The sequence below is a fragment of the Robertmurraya sp. FSL R5-0851 genome, from assembly GCF_038002965.1.
GTDB lineage: Bacteria > Bacillota > Bacilli > Bacillales > Cytobacillaceae > Robertmurraya_A > Robertmurraya_A beringensis.
On sequence record NZ_JBBOOE010000001.1, the window covers coordinates 3,330,088 to 3,343,863 of the forward strand.

At 38.7% G+C, this 13,776-nt stretch carries 10 protein-coding genes, 1 other RNA gene and 1 other annotated feature; of the genes, 1 reads left to right on the forward strand and 10 read right to left on the reverse strand.

Annotation, left to right across the window (positions count from 1 at the left end; translation table 11 throughout):
• Window positions 1-7: 7 nt before the first annotated feature.
• From MKX65_RS17220 to MKX65_RS17240, 5 genes are all read right to left on the reverse strand, one after another.
• Window positions 8-775: a tRNA threonylcarbamoyladenosine dehydratase gene (locus tag MKX65_RS17220; protein ID WP_119709233.1), complete on the reverse strand. Its 768-nt coding sequence runs from the start codon at window positions 773-775 to the stop codon at window positions 8-10.
• 172 nt (window positions 776-947) lie between these two features.
• Window positions 948-1,130: non-coding RNA, 6S RNA (gene ssrS / locus MKX65_RS17225), on the reverse strand.
• A 49-nt stretch (window positions 1,131-1,179) separates the two neighbouring features.
• Window positions 1,180-2,958 carry an aspartate--tRNA ligase gene (gene aspS / locus MKX65_RS17230; RefSeq protein WP_340904733.1) on the reverse strand — a complete coding sequence of 593 codons (1,779 nt, stop codon included), beginning with the start codon at window positions 2,956-2,958 and terminating at the stop codon, window positions 1,180-1,182.
• Between the two features lie 5 nt (window positions 2,959-2,963).
• Window positions 2,964-4,244 carry a histidine--tRNA ligase gene (gene hisS, locus MKX65_RS17235; RefSeq protein ID WP_340904734.1) on the reverse strand — a complete coding sequence of 427 codons (1,281 nt, stop codon included), beginning with the start codon at window positions 4,242-4,244 and terminating at the stop codon, window positions 2,964-2,966.
• Window positions 4,245-4,323: 79 nt separating this feature from the next.
• Window positions 4,324-4,566: a binding site (T-box leader), on the reverse strand.
• A 64-nt stretch (window positions 4,567-4,630) separates the two neighbouring features.
• Window positions 4,631-4,807, reverse strand: a complete 177-nt coding sequence (locus tag MKX65_RS17240; RefSeq protein ID WP_162927792.1) for a hypothetical protein — start codon at window positions 4,805-4,807, stop codon at window positions 4,631-4,633.
• Between the two features lie 210 nt (window positions 4,808-5,017).
• Here MKX65_RS17240 and MKX65_RS17245 point away from each other — a divergent pair, with 210 nt between their 5' ends.
• Window positions 5,018-6,772: an SH3 domain-containing protein gene (locus MKX65_RS17245; protein ID WP_340904736.1), complete on the forward strand. Its 1,755-nt coding sequence runs from the start codon at window positions 5,018-5,020 to the stop codon at window positions 6,770-6,772.
• A 148-nt stretch (window positions 6,773-6,920) separates the two neighbouring features.
• On the opposite strand, the gene dtd is transcribed toward MKX65_RS17245, so the two are convergent.
• The 5 genes from dtd to MKX65_RS17270 all read right to left on the reverse strand — a co-directional run bounded on the left by dtd (window position 6,921) and on the right by MKX65_RS17270 (window position 13,691).
• Entirely contained in the window at window positions 6,921-7,361 is a 441-nt protein-coding gene (gene dtd / locus MKX65_RS17250) for a D-aminoacyl-tRNA deacylase (RefSeq protein ID WP_160547664.1), read from the reverse strand.
• 25 nt (window positions 7,362-7,386) lie between these two features.
• On the reverse strand, window positions 7,387-9,582 hold the full coding sequence (locus MKX65_RS17255) for a RelA/SpoT family protein (protein ID WP_160547663.1): 2,196 nt from the start codon (window positions 9,580-9,582) through the stop codon (window positions 7,387-7,389).
• A 219-nt stretch (window positions 9,583-9,801) separates the two neighbouring features.
• Entirely contained in the window at window positions 9,802-10,314 is a 513-nt protein-coding gene (locus tag MKX65_RS17260; protein WP_160547662.1) for an adenine phosphoribosyltransferase, read from the reverse strand.
• Window positions 10,314-12,668: a single-stranded-DNA-specific exonuclease RecJ gene (gene recJ, locus MKX65_RS17265; protein ID WP_340904737.1), complete on the reverse strand. Its 2,355-nt coding sequence runs from the start codon at window positions 12,666-12,668 to the stop codon at window positions 10,314-10,316. The genes MKX65_RS17260 and recJ overlap by 1 nt, the downstream gene beginning before the upstream one ends.
• Window positions 12,669-12,776: 108 nt before the next feature.
• Window positions 12,777-13,691, reverse strand: a complete 915-nt coding sequence (locus MKX65_RS17270; protein WP_340904739.1) for a cation diffusion facilitator family transporter — start codon at window positions 13,689-13,691, stop codon at window positions 12,777-12,779.
• Between the last annotated feature and the right edge of the window lie 85 nt (window positions 13,692-13,776).

Genomic DNA, 13,776 nt, shown 5'->3' on the forward strand with positions numbered 1-13,776 from the left:
TACTCGCCTATTCACTATCTTTAACCGTAGAAATTTTTATGTCTTTTAATAGCTCACGGATGACATAGCTTGCCATAATAAGACCAGCAACGGATGGCACGAAGGCATTCGAAGAAGGTGGCATCTTTGCCTTTCTTATCTCTGCATCCTCTTTCCCAACTACTTTTCGAACATCCTCGCGAATGACGATCGGGCTTTCATCTGAAAAAACTACTGGTATCCCTTTTCTGATACCTTCTTTACGTAACCGTGTACGAATAACCTTTGCAATTGGATCCGTATGTGTTTTTGAAATATCCGCAATTTGGAAACGAGTAGGATCCATTTTATTAGCGGCTCCCATACTTGAGATCATTGGTATATTTCGCTTTAAACACTCTTTCATGAGATGAATTTTGTACGAAATGGTATCTGAAGCATCCACTACGAAATCAAGACCGTATTGAAAGATTTCTTCATACGTCTCCTCTGTATAAAACATTTTTAATGAAATGACTTCACACTCAGGATTGATATCCATTATGCGTTCTTTCATCAAATCGGCTTTGGGCCTCCCAACTGTAGAAAGTAAGGCAATAATTTGACGATTCACATTTGTAATGTCGACATCATCTTTATCAATTAAAATGAGACGCCCCACGCCAGACCGTGCTAGTGCCTCAGCAGAAAACGAACCTACTCCACCGATTCCTAATACAGCAACCGTACTTCCTTTTAATGTATCTATTCCTTCCTTTCCAATCGCAAGTTCATTGCGGGAAAATTGGTGCAACATCTTTCATCACTCCAAGCATCTATATTTATGTAATAGGGTTCTTAACTTATTTTTCTCGATATGACTATACCATACTCACAAACAAAAACAAGTCTAGGTTCAATCTATACGGAACATAAAAAAACCCCTATGCTGATAGTAGCATAAGGGTGAAAGGTTATGTAAATAAATTAAGAATCCCAATCGTGCCGTCGCTCGATGCCTTCGTTTTGAGCCCGCATAAGCAGGTGGGTGTTCTGTTTCAAGCTTTTGTAAGTCCTAAGCCAAAGGCATTTACGCCACTCGAAAACTCAAACTCCCGTAGTAAAGCTGTTGGTCAAAACTTTAGGTAATACCACGAACACATCAGGATTCTTATGTTTGAATAAACTATAACACACCTTTAGGTAAGTTTCAAGATGACTCTATTGTACCGTAATATTACGTTTTAATGACAGATGAAGGTCAGAAAGCTGTGCCTCGCTCACTTCACCCGGCGCATCTGTTAATAAACAGCTTGCACTAGCTGTTTTTGGAAACGCAATCGTATCTCTTAAATTGGTTCTGCCTGCTAAAAGCATGATGAGTCTGTCTAGCCCAAGAGCAATTCCACCATGTGGAGGCGTTCCATATTCAAAAGCCTCAAGTAAGAAGCCAAACTGAGCTCTCGCTTCCTCTGGAGAAAATCCTAAAATACTGAACATTTTTTCCTGAACATCTCTTTCAAAAATACGCAGAGATCCTCCCCCAAGTTCATAGCCATTCAATACAAGATCATACGCTTGTGCACGAACAAGAGCTGGATTTTCATCTAATAAGTGAAGGTCCTCTCTCACTGGCATCGTAAATGGATGGTGAGCTGCATAATAACGACCATCTGCCTCATCGTACTCAAGTAATGGCCAATCGGTAATCCATAAGAAGTTGAATTTGCTTTGATCAATTAATTCAAGCTCTTTCCCAAGTTTTAATCGAAGGGCACCTAATGCATCAGCCACCACACTCTTTTTATCAGCTACAAAAAGAAGTAGGTCTCCCGTTTCAATTGACAACGCAGACTTTAAAGCCGCCTGTTCTTCTTCTGTAATAAATTTGGAGATTGGTCCTTTTAGTCCGTCCTCTTCCGCTTTTAACCACGCCAAACCTTTTGCTCCATAGACAGCAACAAATTCAGTTAAAGCATCGATATCTTTACGAGAATACTTGGTCGCAGCCTGCTTCACATTAATAGCCTTTACTTGGCCGCCTGATGAAACCGCACCTGCAAAAACCTTAAAGCTAGAATTCTTCACGATCTCTGATAAATCTACTAACTCCATACCAAAACGAGTGTCTGGCTTATCGGAACCAAAACGTGCCATCGCCTCTTGGTATGGCATACGAGCAAACGGTGTTTCCACTTGCAATCCCTTTACCTTTGACATCATTTCACTCATCATGTCTTCCATTAAGGAAATGATATCATCTTGACTCATAAAGCTCGTTTCAATATCTATTTGAGTAAATTCAGGCTGTCTGTCTGCACGAAGATCTTCATCACGGAAGCATCTTGCAATTTGATAATACCTTTCAAAACCACCCACCATAAGAAGTTGTTTAAATATTTGCGGTGATTGCGGCAAGGCATAAAACTCACCTGGATGAACACGACTAGGTACTAAATAATCACGCGCACCCTCCGGTGTACTTTTGGTTAAAATTGGAGTTTCTACATCTAAGAACCCTTCGCGATCAAGGAAGTTACGAACAATTTGAGTAACTTGATGACGCATTTTAAATGTTTCAAACATGGCAGGTCTTCTAAGATCTAAGTATCGATATTTCAAGCGAACATCTTCGGATACATCTGTTTGGTCTGCAATTGTAAATGGAGGTGTTTTTGCCTCGTTAATTATAGTAACGTGCTTTGCGTGTACTTCGATTTTTCCTGTTTGCAGGTTTTCATTTATCGTTCCAGCTTCTCTAGCAATAACTGTTCCAACTATATTTAGAACATACTCATTTCGAATTTTTTCTGCTAGTGCTAGAGCTTCTGGTGAAACCTCTGGATTGAACACCACTTGAATAATTCCAGTACGGTCACGCAAATCAATAAAAATTAATCCACCCAAATCACGGCGTCTTTGCACCCATCCTTTTAATGTAATACTTTCTCCAATATGCTGTTCTGTTACCTCTCCACAAAAATACGTTCTACCGTACATGTTCCCTATCTCCCTTTTTTAAAGATTGCTGAAAATTCTTCCATAAATGTATCTAACGGTACTTCAATTTGATTTCCACTTTCCATGTCCTTCACGCTGATTTTATTCGCTTGAAGTTCATCGTCTCCAAGGACTGCTACATACTTGGCTTGCAAGCGATCGGCTGTTTTCAACTGAGCTTTGATTTTTCGATCAAGATAATCTCGTTCTGCTGAATAACCTGCTTTACGGAGTTCATGCAAAAGCTTTACAGTATAGTCCTTGGCTGCCTCTCCTAATGAAGCGACATAACAATCAATTCCCTGTGTCACCGGAAGTTCAATTCCTTCTGCCTGAAGGGCTGCCAAACAGCGTTCAATACTAAGGGCAAAGCCAATACCCGGGGTTTCAGGACCACCACTTTCTTCTACAAGTCCATTGTAACGTCCCCCGCCACAAAGAGTCGTGATGGCTCCAAATCCTTCAGCATCACTCATAATTTCAAAAGCCGTTTGATTGTAGTAATCTAAGCCCCTTACAAGATTTGGATCGACTTCAAAATCAATTCCTAGGTCTGTTAAAAATTGTTGAACTTTATCAAAGTATTTTTTAGAATCGTCATTTAAGTATTGTAGGATAGATGGTGCTGTAGCCATAAGCTCGTGGTCACGATCTTTTTTACAATCAAGAATCCGAAGCGGATTTTTTTCTAATCTCGATTTACAATCGCCACAAAATTCATCAATTCTTGGTGAAAAATGATTGATTAAAGCATCTCTGTGAGCGTTTCTACTTTCCTTATCACCAAGGCTATTGATAATTAGCTTTAGCTTTTTCAGGCCTAAAGATTGATAAATACTCATAGCGAGAGCGATAACCTCTGCATCAATAGCGGGATCTGCACTCCCTAATGCTTCCACACCAAACTGAACAAACTGACGGTATCTGCCTGCCTGTGGTCTTTCATAACGGAACATCGGCCCCATGTAAAAAAGTTTCACTGGTTGGATAGCATATCCAAACATTTTATGTTCAACAAAAGATCGTACCGCAGCTGCCGTTCCCTCTGGACGAAGAGTTAAACTTCTTCCTCCACGGTCCTCAAACGTATACATTTCCTTCTGAACAATATCCGTTGTATCGCCTACACCCTTCGTAAACACTTCTGTATGTTCAAAGATCGGTGTACGAATCTCTTTATATTGAAATCTCTCGCATAAATCTCTAGCAACCGTTTCAATAAATTGCCATTTTTCAACTTCTCCTGGGAGAATATCTTGCGTTCCTCTTGGTAGCTTTAACGCCATTTGGAACCCCTCCTAGCTATTTTTATGTAAAATTTAATTGTAAGAATGCAAAAAACTCCCGTCCCTTGTACTATTACATACAAGGGACGAGAGTTAATATCCCGTGGTGCCACCCTAATTGAAGCAGCTCAAAAAAGCCACTTCCACTTTTACAGTTAACGCCTGTCAACGTTCCTCTCCTACTAAATCACACGATCGTTCGAAGCGAAGCCTACGGAGTGTTCTTTCATTAAGCCACAATGCGGAAATGTTTTCAGCCTATCGACATTTCCTCTCTTTTCACGTGGAAGTTTAATTACTTTGCTCCATCAAACGGTTATTCGTCTTTTAATATTAGTTTATATATTACGTTCGAGTATTCAGAATGTCAAGATATATTACAAAACTTACGATCTCTCTAATCTTTTTTTCAGCTTTTTCACATCTCGAATCGATAGACCAAACTCACTTGCTAACTCTACCATATTGGAGTTTTTTTCTTTTTGGATAAAGTCATGAAAATCGACACCAAAAATTTGATTATCTCCATCATGTGTAGAAAAAGCCTTATCACTATATCTCATATGTTATCACCCCGTCTATTGTATCCCCTTTAGTTTGTCCCTTTTTTTAGAAAAAGTTTCAGCTGATTAACATTGTTTATTAATTTATAGGGAAAAAATACTCTCATCGTATTAACATATGTAAATTCTTCCTTTATTATAGAGGTTGGTACTTAACACTTTATACATCAATACCCTTACTTACCATTTATCAGGGAGGGAGATTCACACTTGTACAAAAATAAATACATATTGTTTTTCCTGACGTTTCTTCTTTTATGTAGTCCATTCCCCATCAAACCTGACTCCGCATTTGCTGAAGGGTCAACCGTTGAGATTACAACTGACACGTTAAATGTCAGGGAAGGACCTGGACTTAGTTATCAGGTCATTTCGGTTGTAAAACGAGGCGACCGTTTTTCTGTAATAGAGGAAAAATCGGATTGGATTCAAGTATCCTTAAATTCCTCTGGAAAAAAGGGTTGGGTAGCCGCTTGGCTTGTTAAAAAACATTCCGCAATTGAATCTTCGTCGTCAAAAAGTGGAATCGTAACAGCAAATCAACTCCGAGTTCGTTCAGGTCCAAGCACCTCTTATAAGGTTGTAACAACTTTATCTCAAGGGGCTACCGTCACGATTAACAAAACAGAATCAAACTGGCATCAAATTAAAACTTCTAGTGTAACAGGATGGGTAGCAGCAGAATTTATTGAGGAGATAAAGACTGACACCGGAGGCTCAAGCAGTAGTAGTCAGCAGACTGGAAAGATAACTACAAACAATTTAAATGTTCGTTCTACCGCTTCCACATCAGGGACTATTCTCGGAAAGCTTCAAAAAGGTAGCACGGTTTCCATTCAAAGTGTGGAAAGCAATTGGGTAAAGATCCAATATAATGGACAAGCTGCCTGGATTAGTAGAGAGTTTGTCGAAATTAGCTCTACTTCATCTCAACCTTCCGTTCCAAATGATACAAACACGGATTCTTCTAGTGGGGTGGTGATTGGGACAATTACGGCCACTACTCTGAATGTTCGAAGCACTAGTTCCTTAAATGGTAAAATCATAGGAACAGTTTCTAAAGGACAAGCTTTTAACATTTTAGCTGAAGAAAATAATTGGGCAAAAATCAAGTTGAAAAATGGTCAATTAGGTTGGGTGGCGAGTTGGTATCTTTCCAAAGAACAGTCATCAACAACTACTAAAGTGGATGTTGATGAAAATAGTACAGCAACGATCCTTTATAACGGAACAAACATCAGAAAGTCTGCCACAACAAACAGTTCAGTCATTAGTAGAGCAAATGCCGGTGACGCTTTTACCGTTCTTTCTGTAAAAAAAGACTGGTACGAGATTCAGTTAAAAAATGGATCAAAGGGATTTGTAGCGGGATGGCTTGTAACAGTAAGTGGAACCTCTCAACAAATAGAGAGACCTGGTGCCGAACAATACTTAAAAAATAAAGTGATTGTGATTGACCCTGGTCATGGCGGTCGAGATACAGGAGCTACTGGTATTAAAGGCAGCTATGAAAAGAACTTGACGTTGAAAACGGCTCAACTTTTATACGATAAACTAAAGACTGCTGGTGCAAACGTCATTATGACCCGAAATACAGATTCATATTTATCATTAAGCTCACGTGTTGGTATGTCACATACACATGCGGCTGATGCGTTCATCTCGATTCATTTTGATAGCATCCTTGACTCCTCGGTTCGAGGACTGACCTCTTATTATTTTCATAATTACCAGCAAAGTTTAGCTACTACTGTAGGTAAAGAGGTTGCAAGTTTTACAAAGCTAACAGATCGTGGTGTTCGCTACGGAGATTATCATGTATTAAGAGAAAATAAACGGGCATCCGTACTTTTAGAATTAGGCTATTTAAGTAATTCTGCTGAAGAAACATTAGTCAATTCAGCGAGCTATCAAGCCAATGCAGCCACCGGAATTTATCAAGGGTTGGCAAAATTTTTTAAATAAGGCTGATTTATTAAAGATTGTTGTTAAAATCCTAAAGCCGATTTCAACGTGAAAATAGCCATTTTGCGCTAAAGAATGTAGTAAGCAGGCTCTTTTCTTAAGAAAAGAGCCTTAAATAAAAAAAAGCGAGTTCAATTGAACTCGCTTTTTACTTGCTCTCAACGATCAGTGTTACAGGTCCGTCGTTAATAAGAGATACGTCCATCATAGCACCAAATTGACCTGTTTCTACCTTTACACCTAGATCCCGTAACCATTGATTAAATTGATCGTATATCACGCTTGCATGGTCTGGATGGGCCGCTTCCATGAAGTTAGGCCTTCTCCCTTTCCGACAATCACCATATAAGGTGAACTGAGAAATTGACAATATTTCACCTTTCACTTGAGACAAGGATAAATTCATTTTCCCTTCCTGATCCTCAAACACACGAAGATTAACGATTTTCTCTGCGACATACTTCGCGTCTTCTACTGTGTCACCATGAGTAATACCAACAAGAAGAACGAATCCTTTTGTAATTTCCCCTATTGTTTTACCATCTACTGTCACGCTAGCTTCTTTGCTTCTTTGCACAACCACTCTCATAAGAGTAAACTCCTTAACTTTCTTTCTAATTCATTACTCTGCGAACAGAATATATATCAGGAATTTGCTTAATACGTTCCACGACCTTTTGCAAATGACTCACGTTGTTAATGGCAATAGACATATTGATTGTTGCCATCTTATTTCGGTCTGACTTTCCGGCAACCGCTGATATGTTCGTTTTTGTTTCATTCACTGCCTGTAGGACTTCATTTAATAATCCACTGCGGTCATAACCACTGATTTCAATGTCTACGTTATATTCTTTTTTATTATTTAAGCCTGTTTCCCATTCAACCGGTATCAATCTAGCTTTTGCATCCTCAGTATCGATGTTTGAACAGTCCGCACGGTGGACTGAGACACCTCGACCTTTCGTTATAAAGCCAACAATCTCGTCTCCTGGAACAGGACTACAGCATCTTGAAAGTCGGATGAGAAGATTATCTATTCCCGTTACCCTCACACCTGATTCCCTCTTTTTTGTCGAAGGGAATGACTTTAATTCTGACACTGCATTTGAAATCGTGCTCACTTGCTCAAGGTCTCTCTTCTTTCTCCATTTCTCAGTCAAGCGATTGGCTACTTGAAGGGCAGTGATCCCGTTATATCCAACGGCTGCATACAAATCATCTTCATGGAAAAAGTTAAACTTCTCACTCACTCTTTTTACATTTTCAGCCGTTAAGATTTCCTTTACATCAAAATCCATGCTTTTGATCACTTTCTCAACCTGCTCGCGACCCTTTTCAACGTTTTCATCTTTACGTTGCTTCTTAAAAAATTGGCGAATTTTATTTTTCGCTTGTGACGTTTGAGCTAACTTTAACCAGTCTTGACTAGGACCATACGAATGTTTTGAAGTTAATATCTCGATGATATCCCCTGTTTTCAACTTGTAGTCAAGGGTCACCATCTTACCGTTCACTTTTGCACCAATGGTTTTATTACCGATTTCAGAGTGGACACGATAAGCAAAGTCGATTGGAACGGAACCCGACGGCAGCTCAAATACATCCCCTTTTGGAGTGAATACAAATACCATATCTGAAAATAGATCGATTTTTAATGACTCCATAAACTCTTCAGCATTTGCTGTATCGTCTTGGAATTCTAATATCTCTCTAAACCATGTGAGTTTTTCTTCAAGAGAAGATCCTTCATTAACAGATTTCCCTTCTTTATATGCCCAGTGTGCAGCAATCCCAAATTCAGCAATCTCATGCATATCGAATGTTCGAATCTGAACCTCTAATGGATCACCTTTAGGTCCAATAACGGTCGTATGAAGAGATTGATACATATTAGGTTTCGGCATGGCAATATAATCTTTAAATCGTCCAGGCATTGGCTTCCAGCAAGTATGAATGATTCCTAAAACCGCATAACAATCTTTTATCGAATTAACTACAATTCGTATCGCAAGCAAATCATAAATTTCATTGAACTGCTTGTTTTGTATGGCCATTTTTCTATAGATGCTATATATATGTTTGGGACGACCTGAAATTTCTGCCTTAATTAAAACTTCATCCAGACTAACTCGCATTTCCTTAATAACATCGTCTAAGTATTGCTCACGTTCTGCACGCTTTTTTTTCATTAAATTTACAATACGGTAATACTGCTGAGGATTTAAGTAACGCAGTGCGGTATCTTCTAATTCCCACTTAATTTTAGAAATCCCTAAACGATGTGCTAATGGAGCAAAAATTTCTAATGTTTCATTTGAAATACGTCTTTGCTTTTCAACTGGCAAATGCTTTAACGTACGCATATTATGGAGACGGTCAGCTAATTTAATTAAAATGACTCGAATGTCTTGAGCCATTGCAACGAACATTTTCCGATGATTTTCTGCCTGCTGTTCTTCATGGGACTTATACTTAATCTTTCCAAGCTTTGTTACACCGTCGACAAGCATGGCAACTTCTTCGCCAAATTCCTTTGCTAAATCTTCAATCGTTACATCTGTATCTTCAACGACGTCATGAAGAAAACCCGAAGCAACCGTAGCAGGGTCCATTTCCAAATCAGCCAATATACCTGCCACTTGGATGGGATGAATAATGTACGGTTCACCGGATTTACGATATTGTTCACGATGGGCATGCTTTGCGAATTCATATGCCTTTTTCACATATGCAGCATTTTCATCATTTAAATATTTCTTCGTTCGATCGATGACTTGTTCGGCGGTCAACACTTGATCATTCGCCATATAATCACCTTTAACTTTCTATGTTACCCCATGAATGTGAGGATTATTTTTTTATTAAAAATAAAACTAATATTGTTACTATTATCGAAAAAAAAACTCGATATGTAAAGGGAAAGCCTGTTATTTTTCTGGGAGAATTAAAAATAATGTCGAATCATGTCAATTTCGATCCACATATATGAAAAAAAGCGCAACGATTGCTGCGCTTTTTTGTCAATTTTAGTATTCCATTAACGTTAAAATATCATATCCATCTAATTTGTTTCTTCCATCTAAATAAGTTAACTCAATTAAGAAGGCGATTCCTGCAACAACTCCACCTAATTGCTCAACAAGTTTAATCGTCGCATCAATCGTTCCGCCTGTTGCCAACAAATCATCCGTGATTAATACACGTTGCCCTGGCTTAATCGCATCTTTATGGATGGTTAAAACGTCACTACCATACTCAAGACCGTAGTTTACTTTCACTGTTTCTCTTGGTAGTTTTCCTTCTTTTCTAACTGGAGCAAATCCTACCCCTAGAGAGTAAGCTACTGGGCACCCAATAATAAAACCACGAGCTTCTGGGCCTACTACGATATCAATATTTCTTTGTTTTGCATAATCTACGATACGATCGGTTGCGTAACGGTACGCTTCCCCGTTATCCATTAATGTTGTGATATCCTTAAATTTAATTCCTGGCTTTGGCCAATCTTCTACAATCGTTACAAACTTCTTTAAATCCATTACTTTACTTCCTCCTCAATTTCCACCGAGCCGCGAATACATTCATCCAACCAGGAGTGAAGTACCTGATAGGAGGAATATAATAATTCTTGTTCAAGCGCTAAATCTTCTTGTTTTTTCTGATATGTTTTAGAGCTCGCTAGATCTCGTTTATGACTGCTAGTGTTAAGTGTAATAAATCCATTGTTTATTTTAACAAAATCTAATTCAAAAAACACCTGTGACATAAAATCAATTGTTTCTCTTGACCAGCCACGGTATTTAGCTAACTCATCACCGTATTTTTTCAAATCAAAAGGGGCCTTTTTTGATAAAAACGCATAATACCATTTGAAATGATCTCGTGTTGGTATCGTACTAAAAAAGTCGCTTGCCTCTTTGTAAAAATGGGCATAAATTCTAGCAGGCTTCTTCCCTTTCAGTAATGAAGTCAACAATTCCTTCGATGTTGGGAGATCATATAAAACTACATACTGATCATCAATGTCTATATTTCTAGCTTGCTCAACCGTTTCAATAAGATGTAAATGTTCCGAAAGTGACTGTTTTATTTTCTCTGAAATATCATTATTAAAACTAATCCACTTGCTAGATGGAATTATTTCTTTCAGCTTGCCAACCTGCTTTATTCCACGATAATCAAATAATTGCCATTCATTTATGGCCAAATCATGTAAAAAGATTTGGGGCTTCCTTATATTATTCCATTCGTTTATAGACAATTCCCCTACGACTGAAAGCTTCGAATGAGGTGATATATGATCTACTTTTTCACCTAGATGAAAACCGATTCCATCAAGAATCACACCTTCATGTTCTAGACTTAGTTTTAAATGGTTTTGATTGGCGCCGATTTTCTTAATTTGTGAAATATTAGCATCTTTTAACAAAATCTTTGGTTTTTTATTGCTTGTCCCAAATGGTGCAAGAAGTTGTAGTTCTTCTAATCCAGTTAATTGAACATCTTTTATCGACATTTCTAAATCAACTGCTGTGATTGGGATAAAATCTTCCTCAGACAATTGATTTACTGCCAGCTCATTTAATCTGAATCTTAATTCATCCACATGCTCAAGTTTTAGTGTCATTCCTGCTGCCATAGGATGTCCACCAAAATGAGGTAGAATTTCTCTACATGTGGAAAGATTTTTAAATAAATCAAATCCTTCAATGCTTCTAGCCGAGCCTTTTGCTATCCCTTTCTCACGATCAAAGCTTAAAACAATCGTCGGACGGTAAAAGGCTTCTACTAATCTAGATGCAACAATTCCAACTACTCCAGCATTCCAGCCCTCTTGACCAACAACAATGACAGAATTTTCCTCTATAGGATAGAGATCATTCACTTGTTGGATCGCTTCCTCTGCAATGCTCGATACAATACGTTGTCGTTCCTTATTGTACGAATCGATTTCTTCTGCGAGCATTTGCGCTTCATCCAGGTCTTCGGATAAAAGTAAATGTAATGCTGGATCCGCTGAGTCTAACCGACCTACAGCATTGATTCGAGGTCCTATTGTAAAACCAATCGTTTCCTCATCTATGGTTTGCTGTTCAATACCAGCTTGTTTACACAGGGCCTTAATCCCTGCTCTACTACTGCTTCTTATCTTTTTTAACCCTCTTTTTACTAGATAGCGATTCTCATCAATCAGAGGGACAAGATCAGCAATCGTTCCAATCGCTACGAACTCAAGTAAATGCTCTGGAAGTTGTCCTAGTAAGGCGTGGGATAGCTTAAGCGCTACTCCTACTCCTGCCAACTCCTTGAAAGGATATGAACTTCCCGGTAGCTTTGGATGAATAATTGCTAATGCTTCTGGGAGAATAGGACCTGGTTCATGATGATCCGTAATAATCAAATCAACACCAAGATCCTTTAAAACACTTGCCTCATGTACAGCGGAGATACCAGTATCTACTGTAATTATTAGTTTCACTCCACTTTCGTGAGCATGACGAAAAGCCGGTTCGTTTGGACCGTACCCTTCTGTAAAACGATTCGGAATATAAAAATCGACAACTGCGCCTAATTCCTTTAATGTAAGCATCATGACAGATGTACTCGTTACACCATCAGCATCATAATCACCAAAAATTAAGATCGGCTCTTGGGTTTCAATTGCTTGATGAATTCTATTAACCGCAATGTCCATCCCTGTTAAAAGGTAAGGGTCATAGCATTGCTCTACATGTTCATACAAAAAATTTTTAGCTAGAGATGCTGTATTTAATCCCCTTCGTACGAGCAAAGAAGCAACAAGAGGAGAGATCTTCAATTCGCTACAAAGCTCTTTCACTTCGTCTTCACTGTTATGCTGTTGAACACTCCAGCGTGATTTTGGCTTTAACATTCCTTCACCCCTTAGCTTTTCTATTATACTTTAGGCAGTCTACTGTTTCAATGGAATGGTTTCCCCAGTTAGCAAATAAAAGAAGCCTGCTTTCAAGCAGACTGCTCTTTAATCAGATGTAATTTCACTATTATCCGGATTATAGGGATTGATATGTACAAACACATTTTCAACATGTCTTTCTTCCATTAGCTTTTGTTTTACCTTTTTCCCAACTCGATGCCCTTCTTCGACTGTTATATAAGGATCGACAGATATTTTTATATCAATAATCACATAGTGCCCGTGTTCCCTTGCGTGTAGTTCATCAATTTTTTTGACCTCTGGTATGCTTTCAACAATCTTTCGAAGCTCGATTGTATCTTCTTCATGTAAAACATGATCAAGAGCATTATGAATCGATTCACTCCCCAGTTTCCAAGCTAATTTTAAAATAAGAATGGATACAAATAACCCAGCTACAGGATCTGCATACACGAGCCAGCCAATGGCAAGCTTGTCTCCTAAAATGGCGCAGCCAATCCCTACCAATGCCGCTAAAGACGAATACACATCTGACCGGTGATCATATGCGGTTACAATTAATGCATCACTGTTTAATTTCTTCCCCATCTTGTAGGTATAACGGAACATTGCCTCTTTAATGGCAATAGATACAATAACAGCCACAAGAGCAATAAGTTTAGGGGCTTCAATCGGTTGGAAAAACGCTTGGAAAGAAGATTTTCCAATCTCGAACCCAACTAAAACCAATAATACAGCAACAATAATGGCCGCGATCGACTCCGCCTTGCCATGTCCGTAAGGATGATCTTCATCCGGTGGTTGTTTAGCAGCACGCAGTCCAATAAATACGGCTAAGGAACCCGCTACATCTGAAGCCGAATTAACCGCGTCAGCAACTAAAGCCCGACTGTTTGCATACACACCAATTACCCATTTAAAGATAGCTAAAACTAAATTTCCGATAATCCCTATGATTGCTACAAATTCAGCCTTCTTAAATCGCTCTTGATTTTCCAATACTTAACTCTCCTTCAACCCATTCACTACCAATAGTGTAACCAAAAAATCCGTTTCAAAAAGAGAAACCACAGAGAAATATTCC